16 protein-coding genes and 1 pseudogene are annotated in these 16,830 nt (G+C 69.5%); 4 read left to right on the top strand and 13 right to left on the bottom strand.

Features of this window, described 5'->3' with window-relative positions:
- Positions 1 to 24 precede the first annotated feature (24 nt).
- From AC068Z_RS08455 to AC068Z_RS08425, 7 genes and pseudogenes are all read right to left on the bottom strand, one after another.
- The gene (locus AC068Z_RS08455) at positions 25 to 1,017 is read right to left on the bottom strand and encodes a LacI family DNA-binding transcriptional regulator (RefSeq protein ID WP_478553566.1); all 993 of its coding nucleotides are present in this window, start codon (positions 1,015 to 1,017) and stop codon (positions 25 to 27) included.
- A 103-nt stretch (positions 1,018 to 1,120) separates the two neighbouring features.
- Positions 1,121 to 3,283 carry an alpha-galactosidase gene (locus tag AC068Z_RS08450; RefSeq protein ID WP_478553565.1) on the bottom strand — a complete coding sequence of 721 codons (2,163 nt, stop codon included), beginning with the start codon at positions 3,281 to 3,283 and terminating at the stop codon, positions 1,121 to 1,123.
- A gap of 41 nt (positions 3,284 to 3,324) precedes the next feature.
- Positions 3,325 to 5,358, bottom strand: coding sequence for a beta-galactosidase (locus AC068Z_RS08445; RefSeq protein WP_478553563.1), 2,034 nt, complete (start codon positions 5,356 to 5,358; stop codon positions 3,325 to 3,327).
- Entirely contained in the window at positions 5,355 to 6,260 is a 906-nt protein-coding gene (locus tag AC068Z_RS08440) for a carbohydrate ABC transporter permease (protein ID WP_478553561.1), read from the bottom strand. Before AC068Z_RS08440 ends, AC068Z_RS08445 begins: the two co-directional genes overlap by 4 nt.
- A complete protein-coding gene (locus AC068Z_RS08435) occupies positions 6,257 to 7,168 on the bottom strand; it encodes a carbohydrate ABC transporter permease (RefSeq protein ID WP_478553559.1) in 912 nt (303 codons plus the stop codon). Before AC068Z_RS08435 ends, AC068Z_RS08440 begins: the two co-directional genes overlap by 4 nt.
- Before the next feature lie 64 nt (positions 7,169 to 7,232).
- Complete coding sequence (locus AC068Z_RS08430) at positions 7,233 to 8,591, bottom strand: ABC transporter substrate-binding protein (protein WP_478553557.1); 1,359 nt, start codon at positions 8,589 to 8,591, stop codon at positions 7,233 to 7,235.
- 467 nt (positions 8,592 to 9,058) lie between these two features.
- A pseudogene (locus AC068Z_RS08425) lies at positions 9,059 to 9,795 on the bottom strand (SDR family NAD(P)-dependent oxidoreductase).
- An 84-nt stretch (positions 9,796 to 9,879) separates the two neighbouring features.
- Here AC068Z_RS08425 and AC068Z_RS08420 point away from each other — a divergent pair.
- Positions 9,880 to 10,521 (top strand): TetR/AcrR family transcriptional regulator, encoded by a 642-nt coding sequence (locus AC068Z_RS08420; protein WP_478553555.1) that lies wholly within the window; start codon positions 9,880 to 9,882, stop codon positions 10,519 to 10,521.
- 121 nt (positions 10,522 to 10,642) lie between these two features.
- Here the strand turns inward: AC068Z_RS08420 and AC068Z_RS08415 are convergent, their stop codons facing one another.
- Positions 10,643 to 11,320: an NUDIX domain-containing protein gene (locus tag AC068Z_RS08415; protein WP_478553553.1), complete on the bottom strand. Its 678-nt coding sequence runs from the start codon at positions 11,318 to 11,320 to the stop codon at positions 10,643 to 10,645.
- Positions 11,317 to 11,700, bottom strand: coding sequence for a DUF4406 domain-containing protein (locus AC068Z_RS08410; protein ID WP_478553551.1), 384 nt, complete (start codon positions 11,698 to 11,700; stop codon positions 11,317 to 11,319). The genes AC068Z_RS08415 and AC068Z_RS08410 overlap by 4 nt, the downstream gene beginning before the upstream one ends.
- Positions 11,701 to 11,749: 49 nt before the next feature.
- On the opposite strand from AC068Z_RS08410, the gene AC068Z_RS08405 reads away from it, so the two are divergent.
- On the top strand, positions 11,750 to 12,508 hold the full coding sequence (locus AC068Z_RS08405; RefSeq protein WP_478553549.1) for a DeoR/GlpR family DNA-binding transcription regulator: 759 nt from the start codon (positions 11,750 to 11,752) through the stop codon (positions 12,506 to 12,508).
- A 46-nt stretch (positions 12,509 to 12,554) separates the two neighbouring features.
- Here AC068Z_RS08405 and AC068Z_RS08400 read toward each other — a convergent pair whose 3' ends face one another.
- The gene (locus tag AC068Z_RS08400) at positions 12,555 to 13,568 is read right to left on the bottom strand and encodes an ArsR/SmtB family transcription factor (RefSeq protein WP_478553547.1); all 1,014 of its coding nucleotides are present in this window, start codon (positions 13,566 to 13,568) and stop codon (positions 12,555 to 12,557) included.
- 210 nt (positions 13,569 to 13,778) lie between these two features.
- On the opposite strand from AC068Z_RS08400, the gene AC068Z_RS08395 reads away from it, so the two are divergent.
- A complete protein-coding gene (locus AC068Z_RS08395) occupies positions 13,779 to 14,186 on the top strand; it encodes a VOC family protein (RefSeq protein ID WP_478553545.1) in 408 nt (135 codons plus the stop codon).
- Positions 14,187 to 14,322: 136 nt separating this feature from the next.
- Here the strand turns inward: AC068Z_RS08395 and AC068Z_RS08390 are convergent, their stop codons facing one another.
- A complete protein-coding gene (locus AC068Z_RS08390) occupies positions 14,323 to 14,691 on the bottom strand; it encodes a hypothetical protein (RefSeq protein ID WP_478553543.1) in 369 nt (122 codons plus the stop codon).
- A gap of 7 nt (positions 14,692 to 14,698) precedes the next feature.
- Here AC068Z_RS08390 and AC068Z_RS08385 point away from each other — a divergent pair, with 7 nt between their 5' ends.
- Positions 14,699 to 14,992, top strand: a complete 294-nt coding sequence (locus AC068Z_RS08385; RefSeq protein ID WP_478553541.1) for an Lrp/AsnC ligand binding domain-containing protein — start codon at positions 14,699 to 14,701, stop codon at positions 14,990 to 14,992.
- A 564-nt stretch (positions 14,993 to 15,556) separates the two neighbouring features.
- Here the strand turns inward: AC068Z_RS08385 and AC068Z_RS08380 are convergent.
- Both AC068Z_RS08380 and AC068Z_RS08375 read right to left on the bottom strand, forming a co-directional pair.
- Positions 15,557 to 15,934, bottom strand: a complete 378-nt coding sequence (locus AC068Z_RS08380) for a fic family toxin-antitoxin system, toxin component (RefSeq protein ID WP_478553540.1) — start codon at positions 15,932 to 15,934, stop codon at positions 15,557 to 15,559.
- On the bottom strand, positions 15,934 to 16,173 hold the full coding sequence (locus tag AC068Z_RS08375; protein ID WP_478553539.1) for a hypothetical protein: 240 nt from the start codon (positions 16,171 to 16,173) through the stop codon (positions 15,934 to 15,936). The genes AC068Z_RS08380 and AC068Z_RS08375 overlap by 1 nt, the downstream gene beginning before the upstream one ends.
- Between the last annotated feature and the right edge of the window lie 657 nt (positions 16,174 to 16,830).

Here is a 16,830-nt window from a genome sequence, read left to right as displayed (position 1 = left end):
TTCAGCTCCGGCCGCGCATCGGCATCAGACGGAGGCGCGGGCGACGAACTCCGCCGTGACGCGCACCGTCTTGTGGTCCGTACGGCCGTTGAGGCGCTCGGTGAGGAGTCGGGCGGCCGCCCGGCCGACGTCAGTGGCGGGGTAGCGGATCGTGGTCAGCTGAGGGCGCACCAGGGAGGCGAAGGAGGCGTCGTCGTGGCCGATCAGGGCCACATCGCCCGGGATGCTGATGCCCAGTTCGTGCGCCTTGTCCATCGCGCCGACGGCGATGACGTCGTTGCCGCAGAAGACCGCGTCGGGCCGGTACTGGCGGTTCATCAGTTCGCCGAACCCCGCCGCCCCGGCCTCGCGGGTGTGCTCACCGCGCACCACCAGTCCGTGCGGAAGGGACATGCCGAACTGCAGGGCCAGGGACCGGAGGTGCTCCAGGCGGGGGTCACCGCCGGTGGCGTCGCGCGGGCCGGCGATCATGGCGATGCGGCGCCGTTGGGCCGAGGCGACCTGTTCCAGTGCGCGACGGGTGGCCGCCCGCGCATCGGGCGTCACCAGGTCGATCGGGCCGAAGGAGACGTCGGCGCTGACGACGACGGGGATACCGGCGTCGGCGAGGGGCTGGAAGTCCTTCGGTTTGAGGCGGAAGGGGGTGATGATGACCCCGGCGAACCGCTGCTGCACGGCCTCCGCCAGGAGGGCTTGCTCCTCGTCCCGGCGCGCGCGGGTGTTGCAGACCACGACGTGCAGCCCCAGTCCGCGCAGTTCCTCTTGGAGCGTGGCGGCGAGTTGCGCGAAGAAGGGGTTGGCGATGTCGGGCACGATCAGTGCCACGAGGCTGGACCGGCCGGTGCGCAGGCTGCGGGCCGTGGCGTTGACGGTGAAGTCCAGTTCGGCAATGGCCGCTTCCACCGCGGCCCGGGTCTCGGGGGCCACCGGTCGCTTGCCGGAGAGCACATAGGAGACAGTGGCGGACGACACCCCGGCCGCACGCGCGACATCGGCCATGGTGACCCGCTCTCGCACAGCTCACACTCCCTTCTGCGGATCACCCTACTTCACCTCCCACCGCGCGAAGAGAGCGCTCTCTGCGGCGGAGCGGTGGCCTGCCGCCGGTGGACCGACCTCCTCAGCTCCCGTGGGGGCCTTTCACGCGGCGCAGGCGGACCAGCGCGCTCGCGCAGTCGCCCGGCGGCAGTTCGGGCAGAGGCAGGCCGTGGCTCATCAGTGTGGCCCCCGACCATTCGTCTCCGGTGTCCTCGTCGCGGTACCGGGCTCCTTGGTCCAGTCCGCGCAGCCGCAACGGTGGCTGCGGCGATCCGAAGGAGGTACTGGGCCGCCAGATCAGCACGACGACGCGGTGGCCGTCTTCGCCGAGGTGCTGCACGGCCGTCAGCGGTCCCTGTCCGGGGGCCAGGAGGCGGAACTGCTCGCCGTGCTGAACGACGGGCCGGATGTCCTTGTAGATCCGGATCAGGTGCCTGGCTTCGGTCAGTTCGGCGTCGCTCCAGCGCGTCAGGTCCCCTCCGATACCGAGGACGCCTGCCATGGCGCTGTGGAAGCGGAACCGCAACGGGACCACTCGGCCGGTGAGCGGGTTGGGGCTGTCGGTCACCCAGGCGGACATGACACCGGCAGGGTAGAGCTGGTTGAAGCCGTGCTGGATGGTCAGGCGGTCCACCGCGTCCGTGTTGTCGGAGGTCCACACCTGGTCCGTGTGGGCGAGGATGCCCGGGTCGACCCGGCCGCCGCCGCCCGCACAGGCCTCGATCCGCAGGCGCGGGAACCGCGCCCGCAGCCGGTCCAGCACCCAGTACAGGCCCCGGGCATGCCGCACGTGGACACGCCGGGCGTCCGGCCCGGCGCCGGGCGTACCCGCTTCGGTGAAGGACCTGTTGAAATCCCACTTCAGGAAGTCGACGGCGTTCTCGGCCACGACCTTTCCCAGCCATGCCAGGGCCCACTCGGTCACTTCCGGGCGGGAAAAGTCCAGGACGAGCTGGTTGCGCAGCTCGGTGGCGGCGCGGTCGGGCTGGTGAAGGACCCAGTCGGGGTGCCGGCGGTACAGGTCGCTGTCGGCGTTGACCATCTCGGGCTCCACCCACAGGCCGAAGGCCATGCCGAGACGGTGTACTTCGTCGGCGAGCGGCCGCAGGCCGCGCGGGAAGCGCCCGGGGTGCGGCGTCCAGTCCCCCAGGCCGGCGGTGTCGTCGTCGCGGCCGCGGAACCAGCCGTCGTCGAGCACGAACAGTTCGGCGCCCAGGTCGGCGGCACGGCGGGCGAGAGCGATCTGGTTGTCCTCGCTGACCTCGAACGAGGTGGCCTCCCAGGAGTTGTAGAGCACCGGTCGAAGCTGCTCGGGGTGGGGCAGGACATGGGAGCGCAGGTGGCGGTGGAAGGACCTGCTGGCCGCACCGAAGCCGTGCGCGGTGTACAGCGCGAGGCTGGGCGCTGTGCGGTGGCTGCCGCCCGGCGCGAGACGCAGTTCGATGCCCTCGTGGCCCTCCCCCGCCATCACGCCCGTCCGGCCGGCAGCGGTGCGCTGGGCGGTGATGCGCCAGCTGCCGCTGGCGGCGAGTGCGACGACCCAGGCCTCCCCGTGCTCTTCACCCGCCTCCCCCGCGTCCAGCGCCACCCACGGGCTGGCGTGGTGGCCGGTGTGGCCGCGCCGGCTGCCCAGCACCGTCTCGCCGACCGGCAGCCGTGAGCGTTGCAGGTGCCCTTCCGCGGCCCAGCCACCGTGCACGGAACCGGCGCGCCAGTCCGTCCGCTGCGGCAGCGGCCAGTGGGCGGAGGAATACCGCAGCAGCAGGATGTCTTCCCCGTCGTCGCCGCCCGTGTGCTGGAACTCCGTCCAGCGCTGCACGACGTCGCCGCCCGCGGGCACCCGGTAGTGCAGGTGCCAGGCAAGGGGCCGGGTCCGGTCCCGCAGGTGAATGACCACATGGTCGGCCGACGGTACGACCACGTCCTCCACCACCGCCTCGAGGGAGCTGGAGCCGTCGGCGAAGCGGACCTCCAGCGCGGGCACGCCGAAGCGGGCACCGCCCTCGACCGGGTACTCCTCGGCTCCGTCCCAGCGTCCGGCGAAGCTGTTGTCGTGCTCTGACCAGGTGGGCAGCGCAACAGCGTCGGCGAGGGGCAGCGGAGCGCCCCAGTGGACGTTGTGCACCGTGCCCGCGTCACGGTCTACCTTCAGGACGTAGGCGCTGGCTACGGTGCGCAGCAGGACGGTGCCGGACGCCTCGTCGATCTGCACCGTGGGGTGCGCGGTGGCCTGCTCGGTCGTCACGGGGTGCTCCTTGCGGGTGTTGTCTTGGGTGTGGCGGCAGGTCAGGCAGTAGGCAGCGCAAGGTTCTCGCGGACCACCACCACTCCCCCGGGCGGCACCACCGCTTGGCCGTCCGCGATCTCGGCGCCGGCGAGACCCGTGCCGGTGACGGGGACATGGGCCGTCTGCTGGGTGTGGTTGATCAGGAAGAGGTACGCGTGGTCCGCTCCGGTCCGGCGTACGGCCTCCACTCCGGCCGGGGCAGTCGCGGTGGGGACCGCGCCGGCTTCGGCGCACAGCGCCCGCAGTAGCTCGCGCAGGGCCGGCACGGGCAGACGGGCGGCCGTGTACCAGGCCGTGCCGCTGCCGATCGCGTGGCGGGTGACGGCTGGGCCGCCGCGCGCCGGGCCGCCCTCGGCGGTGTCCGCGAAGCTCAGCACCGTGGCGCAGCCGCGGGGTTCGACCCGCTCGGCCCACTCCCGGACCTCGGTGGCGTCCTCCAGCAAGGCCACGTCGTTCGGGCGCAGCGGCAGGTACTCGTCCACAACGAGGCCGAGCACCTCGCGCAGCGCGCCGGGGTGACCGCCCAGGCGCACCCGGTCGTACTCGTCCACGACACCGCTGAAGCAGCCGACGGCCAGGTGGCCGCCCTGGTGCACGTACCAGGTGAGGTTGTCGGCATCGTTGTCGGTCAGCAGGTAGAGGCTGGGTGCGAGGACCGCACGGTAGCCGCTGAGATCGGCGCCGGGCGGAAGGAAATCGCAGGTGATGTTCAGCGTCCACAGGGCCTCGTACCAGTCGCGCACCGCGTCCAGGTAGCGCATCCGGTCCGACGGGCGGGCCTGCAGTTCCAGAGCCCACCAGGAGTGCCAGTCGAACACCATGGCCACCTCCCCACGCACGCGGCTGCCGGTCACTTCCGCCAGTGCTCCGAGTTCGGCTCCCAGTGCTGTGACCTCCCTCCATACCCGGCCCTCGGTGCCGGCGTGCGGGAGCATCGCGGAGTGCCACTTCTCGGCGCCTGCGCGGGACTGCCGCCACTGGAAGAACATCAGTCCCTCAGCGCCCCGCGCGAGGTGGGCCAGGCTGTTGCGGCGCATCTCGCCGGGCTGCTTGGCCACGTTGACGCCCTGCCAGTTGACGGCGGAGGTCGAGTGTTCCATCAGCAGCCAGGGACGGCCCCCGGCCATGCCGCGCGCGAGGTCGGCGTTGAGCGCCAGATCGACATGGGCGTCGGGGTCGGCCGCGGGAAGGTAGTGGTCGACCGAGACCAGGTCGCACGCGGCGGCGAAGGCGTATCCGTCGACCTTCTTCTCCAGCGTGCCCATCACGTTGGTGGTGACCGGCACATGCGGGGCGATCCGGCGCAGGATGGCCGACTCGGCGATGTGCCGGGTCAGCAGCGCGTCCGAGGAGAAGCGGCGGTAGTCGAGTTCCTGCCCCGGGTTACGGAAGGCGGTGGTGTCCCGGGGCGGGTCGATCTCGCTCCAGTCACCGTAGCGCTGGCTCCAGAAGTCGGTGCCCCAGGCGTCGTTGAGCGCGTCGAGGGTCTTGTAGCGCTCCTGCAGCCAGCCGCGGAAGGCGTCGGCGCTGGTGTCGCAGTAGCACAGGGCGTTGTGGTTGCCCCACTCATTGTGAACATGCCACAGGCGGAGGGCGGGGTGGTCGCCGTAGCGGGCGGCGAGCTCCGTGACCAGGGCGTCCGCCGCCTGCGCGTAGGCGGGACTGCTGGGGCAGAAGACTTGTCTGCTGCCGTGGGCCAGCGGGGTACCGGAGACGGTGACCGGCCGCGCTTCGGGGTGTCGGCGGGTGAACCACGGTGGTGGTGCGGCCGTGGGCGTGGCGAGGTCGACGGCGATGCCGCCGGCGTGCAGGAGGTCGAGCACCTCGTCGTGCAGGCTCCAGTCGTAGGTGTCGGGCCGCGGCTGGATCCGGGACCAGGAGAAGACGCCGACGGTGACGAGGTTGACGCCCGCTTCGCGCATCAGGCGGACGTCCTCGCGCCAGACCTCGCGCGGCCACTGCTCGGGGTTGTAGTCGCCGCCGTAGGCAATTCCTCCCAGGGCGCGGGTCACGTCGGAGAGGGGGTGGTTCACGATTTCACGGCTCCAGCGGCAAGTCCGGCGCGCCAGTAGCGCTGTAGGAGGAGGAACGTCAGGACGATGGGCACGACCGAGATCAGGGCGCCGATGATGGTGAGGGTCTGCAGTTCGGGCAGGCGGCTGGTCTGCGACTGCCAGGTGAACAGGCCGAGGGTGACGGGGTAGAGACGCTCGTCCTGCAGCATGATCAGAGGCAGCAGGAAGTTGTTCCAGATGACGACGAACTGGAACAGGAAGATGGTCACCAGGGCGGGTGCCATCAGCCGCACCGCGATGGTGCGGAAGATGCGGAACTCGCTCGCGCCGTCCATGCGCGCGGCTTCCATGACCTCGTCGGGTACGGAGGCGGCGGCGAAGATGCGGGAGAGGTAGACGCCGAACGGGCTGACGATGCTGGGCAGGAAGACGGACCAGAAGGTGTTGGTGGCGTCGAGTTCGGCGAACATCAAAAACAGCGGCAGGGCGAGTGCGGTGGCCGGGACGAGGACGCCGCCGAGGACGACGGAGAAGACCGCCTCGCGTCCGCGGAAGGTGTACTTGGCGAGGGCGTATCCAGCTGCCGCGGCCAGCAGGGTGGCCACCGCTGCTCCGGCTCCCGCGTAGAGCAGGCTGTTGAACAGCCAGCGGGCGTAGACGCCGTCCTGCTGGGCGAAGAGCGCGCTGAGGTTGTCGCCGAAGTGCCACTCGGCGGGCAGGAAGCCGGGGGTGGTGACGAGGTCGCCCTGGCTCTTGGTCGACGACACCAGCAGCCAGTAGACGGGCAGCAGCATGTAGCAGGCGACGCCGGCCATGAAGGTCACGGCGACGGCGGTGGACACACCGGTGCGCTGCCGCCGGCGGGCGGGGGCGGGGGTGGGGGTGGGGTGGGCCCCTTCGGTACGGGTGAGCAGGCTCATCCCTGCCTCCTGGAGGTGAAGCGCAGGAACGCGAACGACAGGACGAACGTGACGAGCGCGAGGACGACCGACAGGGCCGCGGCCTCGCTGTAGCTGTCGCCGGAGGCGAGCGAGTACGCGGCGATGTTCGGGGTGTACGTGCTCGTGACGCTGGTGGATATGCCCCGGAAGACCTGCGGCTCGGTGAAGAGCTGGAAGGTTCCGATGATGGAGAAGACACCGGTGAGGATCAGAGCCGGGCGGATGATCGGAATCTTGATGCGCAGGGCGATGGTCCAGCCGCTCGCCCCGTCCACCCGGGCCGCCTCACCGATGTCCGCGGGCACGGCCTGCAGGGCGGCGTAGATGATGAGCATGTTGTAGCCGGTGTACGTCCAGGTGACGACGTTGGCGATGGACCACAGGATCGCGTCCGGGCCGAGCAGGTCGACCTGCATGCCGGCCGGCTCCAGCAGGTCCACCACCGGCGACAGACGCGGGTCGTACAGGAACGCCCACATCAGTGCGGCCACGACGCCGGGGATGCCGTACGGCACGAAATAGACGAGCCGGAAGAACTTCTTGGCGCGTGCGACCGCGGAGTCGAGCAGCAGCGCGAGGACCAGGGACAGCAGCAGCATCACGGGGATCTGCACGAGGGCGAAGCCGAGGACGCGCAGCAGGCTCTCGGTGAAGTAGTCCTCCTCAAGGACCCGGCCGTACTGCTCGAATCCGCCGAAGACGGTCTGCGTCCTGCCGAACGTGCCCCCCGTGCGTTCGGTCTTGTGCAGGCTCTGCCAGAAGGCGTAGCCGACCGGGACGAGGGTGAACAGCACGAACGGGATGAGGAAGGGGGCGAGGAAGGCGTAGGGCGCGAGGGTCCGGCGCGCTCGCCGACGGGCCGGTGCGGGTGCGGTGGTGGTTGTCACGGGCAGCCTTAGGAGGTGCTGTCCCCGCCGTCCGCGGACGGCGGGGAGGGCAGGAAGGGACCGACTACTCAGCCACGTCGAGCGACTGCTTGCGCAGCGACTCGACGCTCTGGGCTCCCGTGTCCTGGAGCACGTCACCGAGGGTCGTCTTGCCGGCGACGGTGTTCGCCGTCCCGTCGCTGAGGAAGCGGTAGGTGTCCGTCATCGTGGGCCCCCAGGTGAAATCGGTGTCCACCTGGGCGGAGGCCTCGGCGAAGACGTCGAAGATCTGCTGCTTGCCGTAGAAGTCGACCGGCTGCTGCAGCGCGGGCAGTTCCAGACCCGCCTTGGCCGCCGGGTAGAGGCCGCCCTCACGGTTGAGGATCTCGAGCGCCTCAGGGTCGGTGTTCAGCCACAGGGCGAACTTGGCGGCCTCGGCCGGGTACTTGGTGCCCGCCATCACCGTGGTGGTGGAACCGCCCCAGTTGCCCGCTTGCCCGTCGCCTTCCTCCCACTGGGGCATCGGTGCCACGGCCCACTTGCCGTCGGTGGACTTGGCGTTGTCGCGGATGGTGCTGTAGCCCCAGGCGGCGCTGACCCAGGTGACCACCTCGCCGGTGTTCCAGGCCTTGTACAGCGCCGGTGAGAAGCCCTGAAGATCCGTGGCGACCAGCTTGTCGTCGATCAGCTTCTGCCAGTAGTCGGCGACCTGACGGCTCTCGGGCCGGTCGACGGTGACCTTCCAGGTGTCCCCGTCCCGCTCGAACATGGTGGCCTGGTTCTGCCACAGCAGACCGGTGAACCAGTTCGGGTCCGTCTGGGAGAAGTGGGTGATGAACTTGCCCTCCTGCTTCAGCTTGCGGGCCTGCTCCGCGTACTCGTCCCAGGTGGTGGGGGCCTTCATGCCCAGCTTGTCGTAGATGTCCTTGCGGTAGAACAGGGCCATCGGGCCCGTGTCCTGGGGCACCGCCCACACGCCGTCCTTGCCGTCGGCGCCGAACTCCACCTGCGACCAGGTCCAGTCGACGAACTTCTCCCCCGCTTCCTCGACGCCGGGGCAGGAGGAGATGTCGGTGAGGCCTTCCTTGAGGCGGAAACTCGCCAGGGAGTCGTACTCGACCTGGCCGAGGTCGGGGGCCTTTCCGGCCTTGAGGGCGTTGGACATGTTCTGGTACGTACCGGCGTTGCCCGAGGGCGTCGTCTTCAGCTTGACCTGGACGTCGGGGTTTTCCTTGTTCCAGACGTCGACGGCCTCCTGCATGCCCGGGACCCAGGACCAGTAGTCCAACGTGACCTTGCCCGACGCGGCCTCGCACGAGGTGCCGTCCGCGCCGCCCGCCTCGTCGCCACCGCCCGAGCCGCAGGCGGTCACCGCGGTGAGGGCCAGGACCATTCCGCCCAGCACGCAGCGTCTGGCCAGTGAAACGCGATCACGTATCGCCATGGGTAGCTCCTTGTCCCGAGTGCGCTCCGTCCGCTCCGACGAAGCGGTGGGCAAACGAGATAACAAGAGTCCACAAAAGTCAACAGCGCAAGGAACATTCGTCGCACTCAACATGCCTTCGTGATCGCTTCGAAACCTTACGTATCGTAGCCATCCCCGCATTGACCTGCTGTTTTACGGATCACAGTGACCGGAGTCCCCAAACTCCTCGTCACGCGGAATCGATTACGCTACGGTGGGCGAGCGCGCCGGGCGAAAGCGTCGGCGCCGATCCGAGGGCGCAACTCCCCCAACAGGGCAGGGCTTTCAGCACGGCAACGCCCTCGCGGGGCTGCGCGCCAATCCCCCCTCGGACACGTCCTTCGCCTCCGCCTGGACCTACTTGGCGGAGGCGAAGGATCAGGCGCGGCATCCCGTGGCTGGGTCCATCCCTACGAGGGAACCGGACGCACCCCTCCCACCGTCGTTCAGGCCCGGGTGTAGCCGCCGTCGGCGAAGAGTTCGGCGCCGGTGACGAACGAGGAGGCGTCCGAAGCCAGGAAGAGGGCGGCCTCCGCGATTTCCTCGGCGTCGGCCAGCCGCCCCAGCGGCACGACGGCCTCGGCGAACTGGTCGACGTCCGGCCCGGCGGCGCCCAGCAGGCCGGGAGTCCGGGTGGGTCCCGGGCTGAGCACGTTGACCCGGAACCGGCGCTCCCGCGACTGCCGGGCCCAGTTGTGCACCAGGTTGCTCACCGCTGCCTTCGAGGCGCTGTAGACCTCCAGGTGCTCATTGGGCCGCACGCTGTTGCTCGAGCCGACGACCAGGACGGAGGCGTTCTCCGCCAGCAGCGGAAGCGCCTTCTGAACGGTGAACAGGGGGCCTTTCACGTTGACGGCGAGCGTCAGGTCCCGTTCGCCTCGGTGTGAGCGCCGAGCGCGGCGTCCGCGACGATGCCGGCGTTGGCCACCAGTACATCGATGCGTCCGGCCTCCTCGCGCACTCGTGCGTAGAGCGTGTCCAGGTCGGCCAGGACCGAGACATCGGAACGTACGCCGGTGACCGCAGGGCCCAGCTCCTTGACCGCCGCTTCAAGACGGTCGATGTCCCGGCCGGTCACGAAGACCCGTGCGCCTTCCCTCACGAAGCGGTGGGCGATGGCCAGCCCGATCCCGCTGGTCCCTCCGGTGATCACGGCCACCTTCTCCTGCAACACGCCTGGCATGGTGAACCCTCTCAGTTCTGGAATGAATCGTCCACAACGTAGGCAGTAATGGACGATCGAGTCAAGAATGGTTAGGCTGACACCATGCCGAGACCACGTGCCTTCAACGAACACCAAGTCCTGGAGCGGGCCCGGGAACAGTTCTGGGCGGCCGGCTACTCGGGGACGCGGATGGACGACATCGCTCGGGTGACCGGCTTGGGCAAGGGCAGCCTGTACGGCGCATTCGGCGACAAGGGCAAGCTGTTCCACCGCGTGTTCGGCGACTGGTGCACCGCAGTCGTCGAGGTGGCCGAAGAGCAGCTGGCAGGCGGCCCGGACGCAGAGGCCCTGGACCGGTTGTCGCGGTACGTGCACCTGATGGCGGAGAACACCGCCTCCGACACCGAGCGGCGCGGGTGCCTGCTGGCCAAGGGCGCGGCGGAACTGGCCCAGCACGATCCCGCGGTCGCCGAACGGTCCGCCGAGACCATGAAGGCACTGCTGACCCTGCTGCGCACGGAGATCAGCGCCGCCCAGCGCCACGGCGACATCGACAGCGCCGCGGATCCGGAGCGGCTGGCGGCGCTGCTGCTGACGGTGGTCCGCGGTATCGAGGCGGTGGGCAAGGCCGGTCTGGCCCCGGAGACAGTGCGGAATGTCGCGGACACCGCGATGGCGATGCTCCCCGTACCCGAAGGGCACAGGCGTCCTGCAACCGGGCGCAGACCGGCCGGCGAGAGATAACATCCGCCAGTCGTCCCGTGCCAGGGTGGTCACGGGTGATCAGTTACCCGGCGGCCGGGGTGACCGGCGTGCCGCGCCGGCCCGCGTTCTGACGATCGGGACGTGCTGTGCCACAGAGATGTCAGCCCGCGCCCGCTGCAGGGGCGAAGGGGCCGTCCAGGGCAGCCCATTGCAGGAGCAGGATGGTCTTGCCGTCGGTGATGCGTCCGTCGCGGACCATGGCGAGGGCGTCGGCGAAGGCCAGTTCGAGGACTTCGATGTCCTCGCCGTCCTCCTCCAGCCCGCCACCGTTTCCGGTGCGGTCGGCCGGAGTGTAGGGGGCGGCGTAGAAGTGCAGGCGCTCGGTGACTGAGCCGGGGCTCATGTACGCGTCGAGGACGTGGGTGAGCGGGCCGAGGGTGACACCGAGTTCCTCGGCGCTCTCACGCCGGACGGCGGCGAGCGGGTCGTCGCCGTCGAGCAGCCCGGCTGCGGCCTCGACGAGCATGCCGTCCGGATGGTCGTTCACATAGGCCGGGTAGCGGAACTGACGGGTGAGCAGCACACGTCCGCGCTCGGCATCGAAGGGCAGGACGACCGCGCCGTTGCCGCGGTCGTAGGTCTCGCGCTGCTGGGTGACCCAGCGCCCGTCGCTGCGTCGGTAGTCGAAGGTGGTGCGGCGCAGGACATGCCAGCCCTGAGAGGTGAGCTCCACGTCGCGGACGACGACGTCGGGATTGCGGTCCAGGTCGCGTCCGGCGTGGTCGAGGCCGGTGCGGCCGCGGTGGTCGGGGGTGTCGATGCCGGGGCGGGCGTTCACGCGGTCTCCTGCGGGACGCGGCGCGGGATCTCGTCCACGGAGTAGTAGACGGGCAGGCCGCGGCGGCGAGCGGTGGCGACGTCCTGATCGGCTCCGGCGGATTCGCCGGGGAGCCGGAGTACCGCGTCGCAGTGGGCGAGCAGGCGCTCAGCGGTCGGGTAGAGGACCTGGTCGGCGAGCGGATCGGTGGGGCCCGCGCCGGCCGAGCGCAGCACCGGCAGTGCGACCCACTCCCCGATCACTGGGAGGTGACCGGTGGCAAAGACCGGCCACGCTGCCGATTCGAGGCGGGCGAGGTTGGCGGCCATGGCCTGCGGGTCGCCGTCGGTGCCGGAGCGGTAGGGCCCGGCGATGAGGATGAGCATCGGCTTGTCGGTCATGGCACGCTACGATACATGCAGAAACGTGCAAGAACGGGAGAGAACACGGATGCTGGCTGCCGAACGGCGCGACCACCTGCTGGGCCTGCTGACTCGCGAGGGCAAGATCGTCGCCAAGGACGTCGCCGCCGAACTGGGCATCTCCGAGGACAGCGTGCGCCGCGACCTGCGCGACCTCGCTGCCGAGGGACTGTGCCAACGGGTCTACGGCGGCGCGCTGCCGGTGTCGCCGGCCGTCGCGGACTACACCGCCCGCCAGGCCGTCACCCCCGACGGCAAGCGGAAGGTCGCCCAAGCGGCCGCCGCGTTGGTACGGCCCGACAGCGCCCTCATCCTGGACGGCGGCACCACGGCCCTCGCCGTCGCGCACGCGCTCCCCACGGACCTGGCCTGCACCGTGATCACCCACAGTCCGACGGTCGCGGTCGCACTGCTGGACCGGCCGCACATCGAGGTCTTCCTGCTCGGCGGCCGCATCTTCAAGCACTCGGCGGTCGCCTGCGGCGCGGCCGCGGTCGAGGCGGCGCAGAACATCTCCGCCGACCTGTGCCTGCTCGGCGTCACCGGCGTTCACCCGGAAGCGGGGCTGACCACCGGCGACGCCGAGGAGGCCGCGATGAAGCGCGCTCTGGCGGCTCGGGCGGCGGAGACCTACATCCTCGCCTCGTCCGAGAAGATCGGCACCGCCTCACGGTTCCGCGTCCTGCCCTGGGAGGACATCAGCGGACTGATCACCGACGCCGAACCCCGCCACGCAGTCCTCGAGCAGCTCACGGCGGGCGGCGTGGAGGTTCTGACCGCAGGCTGAACAGGCAATCGCCAGAAGCATCAAGGCGCCGGCCCACCACCGCGGTTCAGACATCCTCCTGGACGGTCCCCGGCGCTGTGGGACGCAGGATCGTGCGGGCCCGAGCGGTCCGGCGGTAGTACACATGCCGTCCGACACGCGTGCGTTGGACCAGGTCGGCGGCCAGCAGACGGGAAAGGTGGAAGGAAACCGTCGCCGGTGCGAGGTGGTGCAGCGTTGCCAGCGTCGTGGTGGTGCGCGGCTCGTTCAGGCTGTTCAGGATCGCCAGGCGAGTTGCACCGAGGACCGGGGCGATACGGGGGTTCGTGTGAGCTGAGGCGCCGATGGGGATGGCGAGTTGGGCTTGGTCCGGGCGAAGAGGTGCGTGCATGCCGACGCGGTCCAAGAGGAGGCTGGGGATCAGCGTGACGGCGTACTCCCCGCCTATCTCCCCGTCGTAGTCCGAAGCAACCTTCAACGCGCCGTCCTGCCAGACCATGGAGGAGTGCAAGGCTGCGAGGGCGCTGCCGAGCCCTTCACGAGACGCGACCGCGCCGTGGCGTTCGACGAATCCCTCGAAGCCCGCGGTGATCTGGGGCCAGTGCGGTGCCATGGCCTTCGACCACAGCCAGTGCAGCTCGCACGCGAGTCGTTCCCGCAGCTCGCTCTCGCCGACCTCGATGCGGCTCTTCACCCGTCCGTCTGCGCGGGCAAGCTGCTCACCCCTGAGCCATGGGCAGTGGCTGCGGCGTGCCTGTCCTCCGGAGAGGAAGGCGGTGAACTGGGTTCCCACAGACTCCGTCGGCGTCGTGGCGACCGCGTGCAACTGCTCCTCGACCGTGGCCAGGAAGGTACGGGGTACCGGAGTGAGGAATTCCGGCAAGTAGGTGGTGTATCCGCGCGCGACGGCCGCGAGGGTCGGCAGGCGCCCCGAGGACAGCAAGGCTCGGATGTGACGGTGCCTGCGAGATGCCTTCGGCGCCTCGGAGACGGCGACCAGGGCCGCAGCCAGTTCCCCCACGGGCGAGACGGCCCAGCGCAGGCCGGCCAACCGCGGGGCGGGCATGCGCACGTCGATCACCGATGCGTCCTCCTTCTCAGCGCTGCTTGCGCAGCTGCGTCGCAGGTCAGTATTCGAACCTGATCGAATCAACGCCCGAGCCGGCGCATCCGTTCCTAGGCTCCAAGGGCCGTAGGCAGTAGGGGTGCTGAATAACTGTCAGCTGCGATCGGGACTTTGCCCGCGCTTCAGTCCGCACCCAGTTCACCTCATAGAGAAAGGCACACCTTCGTGCACCAGCGCATGATCTTCGTGAATCTCGCCACCCAAGACCTTGCCGCGTCGAAGAAGTTCTTCACCGCGCTGGGGTTCTCCCCCGACGACCAGTTCAGTGATGACACGACAGCCGCGATTCCGCTCAGCGAGACCATCAACGTCATGCTGCACACCCACCAGAAGTACGCCCAGTTCACACAGAAGCAGATCGTCGAATCGAGGACGTCGAGCGAGGTGCTCCTCGCTCTGAGTGCCCCCAGCCGCGAGGCGGTCGACGAACTGGTCGACAAGGCGACTGCCGCAGGCGGCTCTCCCACCGGTGAGCCGCAGGACCACGGCTTCATGTACGGCCGCGCCTTCGACGACCTCGACGGCCACACGTGGGAGGTGATGTGGATGGACCCAACGGCCGCTCAGGGATGAACAGCGCCTCTCGGTGACGGCGGGGCAGACTCATGCCGGGGTATCGGCCGGCGGCTGCCCCTGCCCGACATCGGGCTGCCGGTGGCCTGCGTGGAGCGAGTCAGCCAGGCTCGTCGCGGCCGGAATCCGACGGGGGCTATTGGCGCTCCTGCACGCGTTGTCGGTACGCCCACAATGCCACGCCTACGGCCAGGACCAGGAAGGCGACGGCCAGTTCGGTGAATCCGCCGTAGCCGCTCACCGAGAAGCCGGTCGCGCCGACGATCAGGATGACGCTCAGCAGCGCGGCCAGCGTCCAGGCCACAGGGACGAAGAAGGACGGCAGTCTGATCGGACGCGGCGCGTCGGGGCGGTCGCGGCGCAGCAGCGCGAAGGCCGACAGGGCGAGGACGTGGGTGAGGATGTATCCGAGGTTTCCTGCCACGATGATCGCCAGCGGGGTCTTGAGCAGTGTCAGAGTGAGGATGTTGAGGACCAGGGCGACGACGAGAGCCCGGGCCGGCACGCCTCGTATGTTCAGTACGCCGAACTGGCGGATCGTCGTTCCCTCGAGCGTCCTGAAGATCACCGCCTTCGCGGACCCCGGCCGGTTCAAGGAGGTCAGCCACGTCTCCACGACCCTCGGCAAGGCCGACGTGTTCGCCCAGGTCCTGACCGCCGACGACACCGAACTCTGGACCTTCCTCCAGGAACGCGTCCGCCCGCTGCAGGGGGTCCTCGAGACGGAGTGCACGCTCGAGATCGCCGTGCACAAGCTGTGGTTCGACAGGAACGGGAACGGCGGGCACCTCGCCGCTCAGGCGTGATTGCGTGAGCTCAGCACCCACGCACCAACGAGTTGCATGTTCACTGCGAAGTTCATCGTCGCACCGAGAACAACACGGTGGGCCAAGGCGCCGTAACGGAAGCCCAGATACTCAGCACGCCGCCACCAGCCGGACTCGGTTCCCCAGCGGCAGCGGCCAGGAGGCCCGCGGAGGCCGACCCTGCATTCGGGGTCAACGCTGCGCTCGTACCCCCGGCTCGTCGGCCACGTGAAGGAGACGATTGACTACCTCACCAACGGTGAAGTCCCATCCCGTGAGGCGCTGTCCGCTCCAGTTGATCCCTACGCGGAAGTCGTCGACGACCAATAAGGGAATGCCGGTCGCCCAGAGCTTGAGACCGGGACAGGGCTGCCCCTGTCGTCCCGGACCCACCACACCGTCTGAGTCCGTACAACCTCCCGAAAGAAGGCCGCTGCCTGGGCCCCGCTCGTACTCATCCCCACCCCCAGAAGGTCCTGGTTTTCCCACCACATCCGAGCACAGCATCAAGCCCCGGGCGCCGCATTCCGTTGACCGCTAAGCAACTAGCGGGAGCCGACTGGCTCAGGTGGTAGTGGGCCACGTCCGCAGCAAGGCAGCGATCTTCCCGGCGGTGCAGGCGGGGTCGAGGAGCAGGTCCTTGAGGGCGATGGCGTGTTCGCGGGTGGGTTTGACGGGGATGCCGGCGGCTTCCAGGTACATGACGCCGGATGCGGCGGCCACGGCCATGTTGGACCGCTCCAGCCAGCGGCACCGGCCCAGCGTGTGCACGAGGGCGGCGGCCTTGGCGTAGGGGCCGTCATAGACGGACTGCTCGAACAGTTCGGCCCGGTGCCGGGCGACCGCCGAGAGGGGAACTCCGTAGTCCTCGGGGGCCGGATCGTTCGCTCCGGCGGCCTCGGCGACCTGCAGGATCCAGGGAACGTCGATGTTCAGGTCCATCAAGCCGCGCGCACTCCCGTATCCGTCTGCTGGGCGTCCTCGGCTTCGTCGAAGATCGCCTGGTGCTCGGCCAGGAAACGGGCGGCCGCGTCCACCGCTCGGGCGCGCAGGCCGCTGGCATCGTCCTGCACCAGCCTTGCGAGGTAGTCGCCGATGCTCAGTCCCAGGTCGGCGGCGCGCTGCCTGGCGAGTTCCGCCACGTCCTCATCCACACGCGCGCCCAGCTGTGTCTTCGCCATACCAGCATGGTAACAGCTGTTACCACACGATGAGTGCCGACTGCAGAAGCAGCACCGATCGTCTTGAGCATGCCCCCGATACCGATGGCGACAGCACTCAGCGCCGGGCGCACCGCCGACCCGCCCGCCTCCCCCGGTTCTCCGCGCGGCTCTCGGGCGTCGCCACTGCCTTCCAGCGCCGAAACCGCCACGCCACCCCGCCGAGATACGACGTCGCGAACACCGCAGACTGGGGCACGGCCGGGCCCGTCGGGCCAATCAGTGTCGCCGATGGGCTGAACCACGGAACCGGGTGGTAATGAGTGGAGGAGTCGTTGGAGATGTGGATGCTCATCGGTGACCTGGCGCGCGCGAGGACCCGCGAGTACGTCTCCTCGTCGCCCTTGAACCCGGACGAAATGCCCGGGGTCAGACCCCCGGCAACTCCCGGGCGAATCAGGGAACTGGAAGCTCTGGCCGGTCAGCCGCTGGATCGGGAGTACCGGCACTTTCTGTCCCTGACGGACGGGCTGGACGGATTCCAGTACGCGATCCGGGCTCATCCAGCGATCCGCTTCCCAGACAGCCCAGCTGGCCGGCTTCTCTCCTACGGGCAGCAGACCGCCTTCGTCCGGCGGGCCGTCGTCGGTGCCGTAAAGGGCGCCCGGCCGGCTCGCG

The organism is Streptomyces sp. NPDC043726, assembly GCF_056436565.1.
Note: the sequence above shows the minus strand (reverse complement) of the source record. Positions and strands in the feature narration are given on the sequence as shown.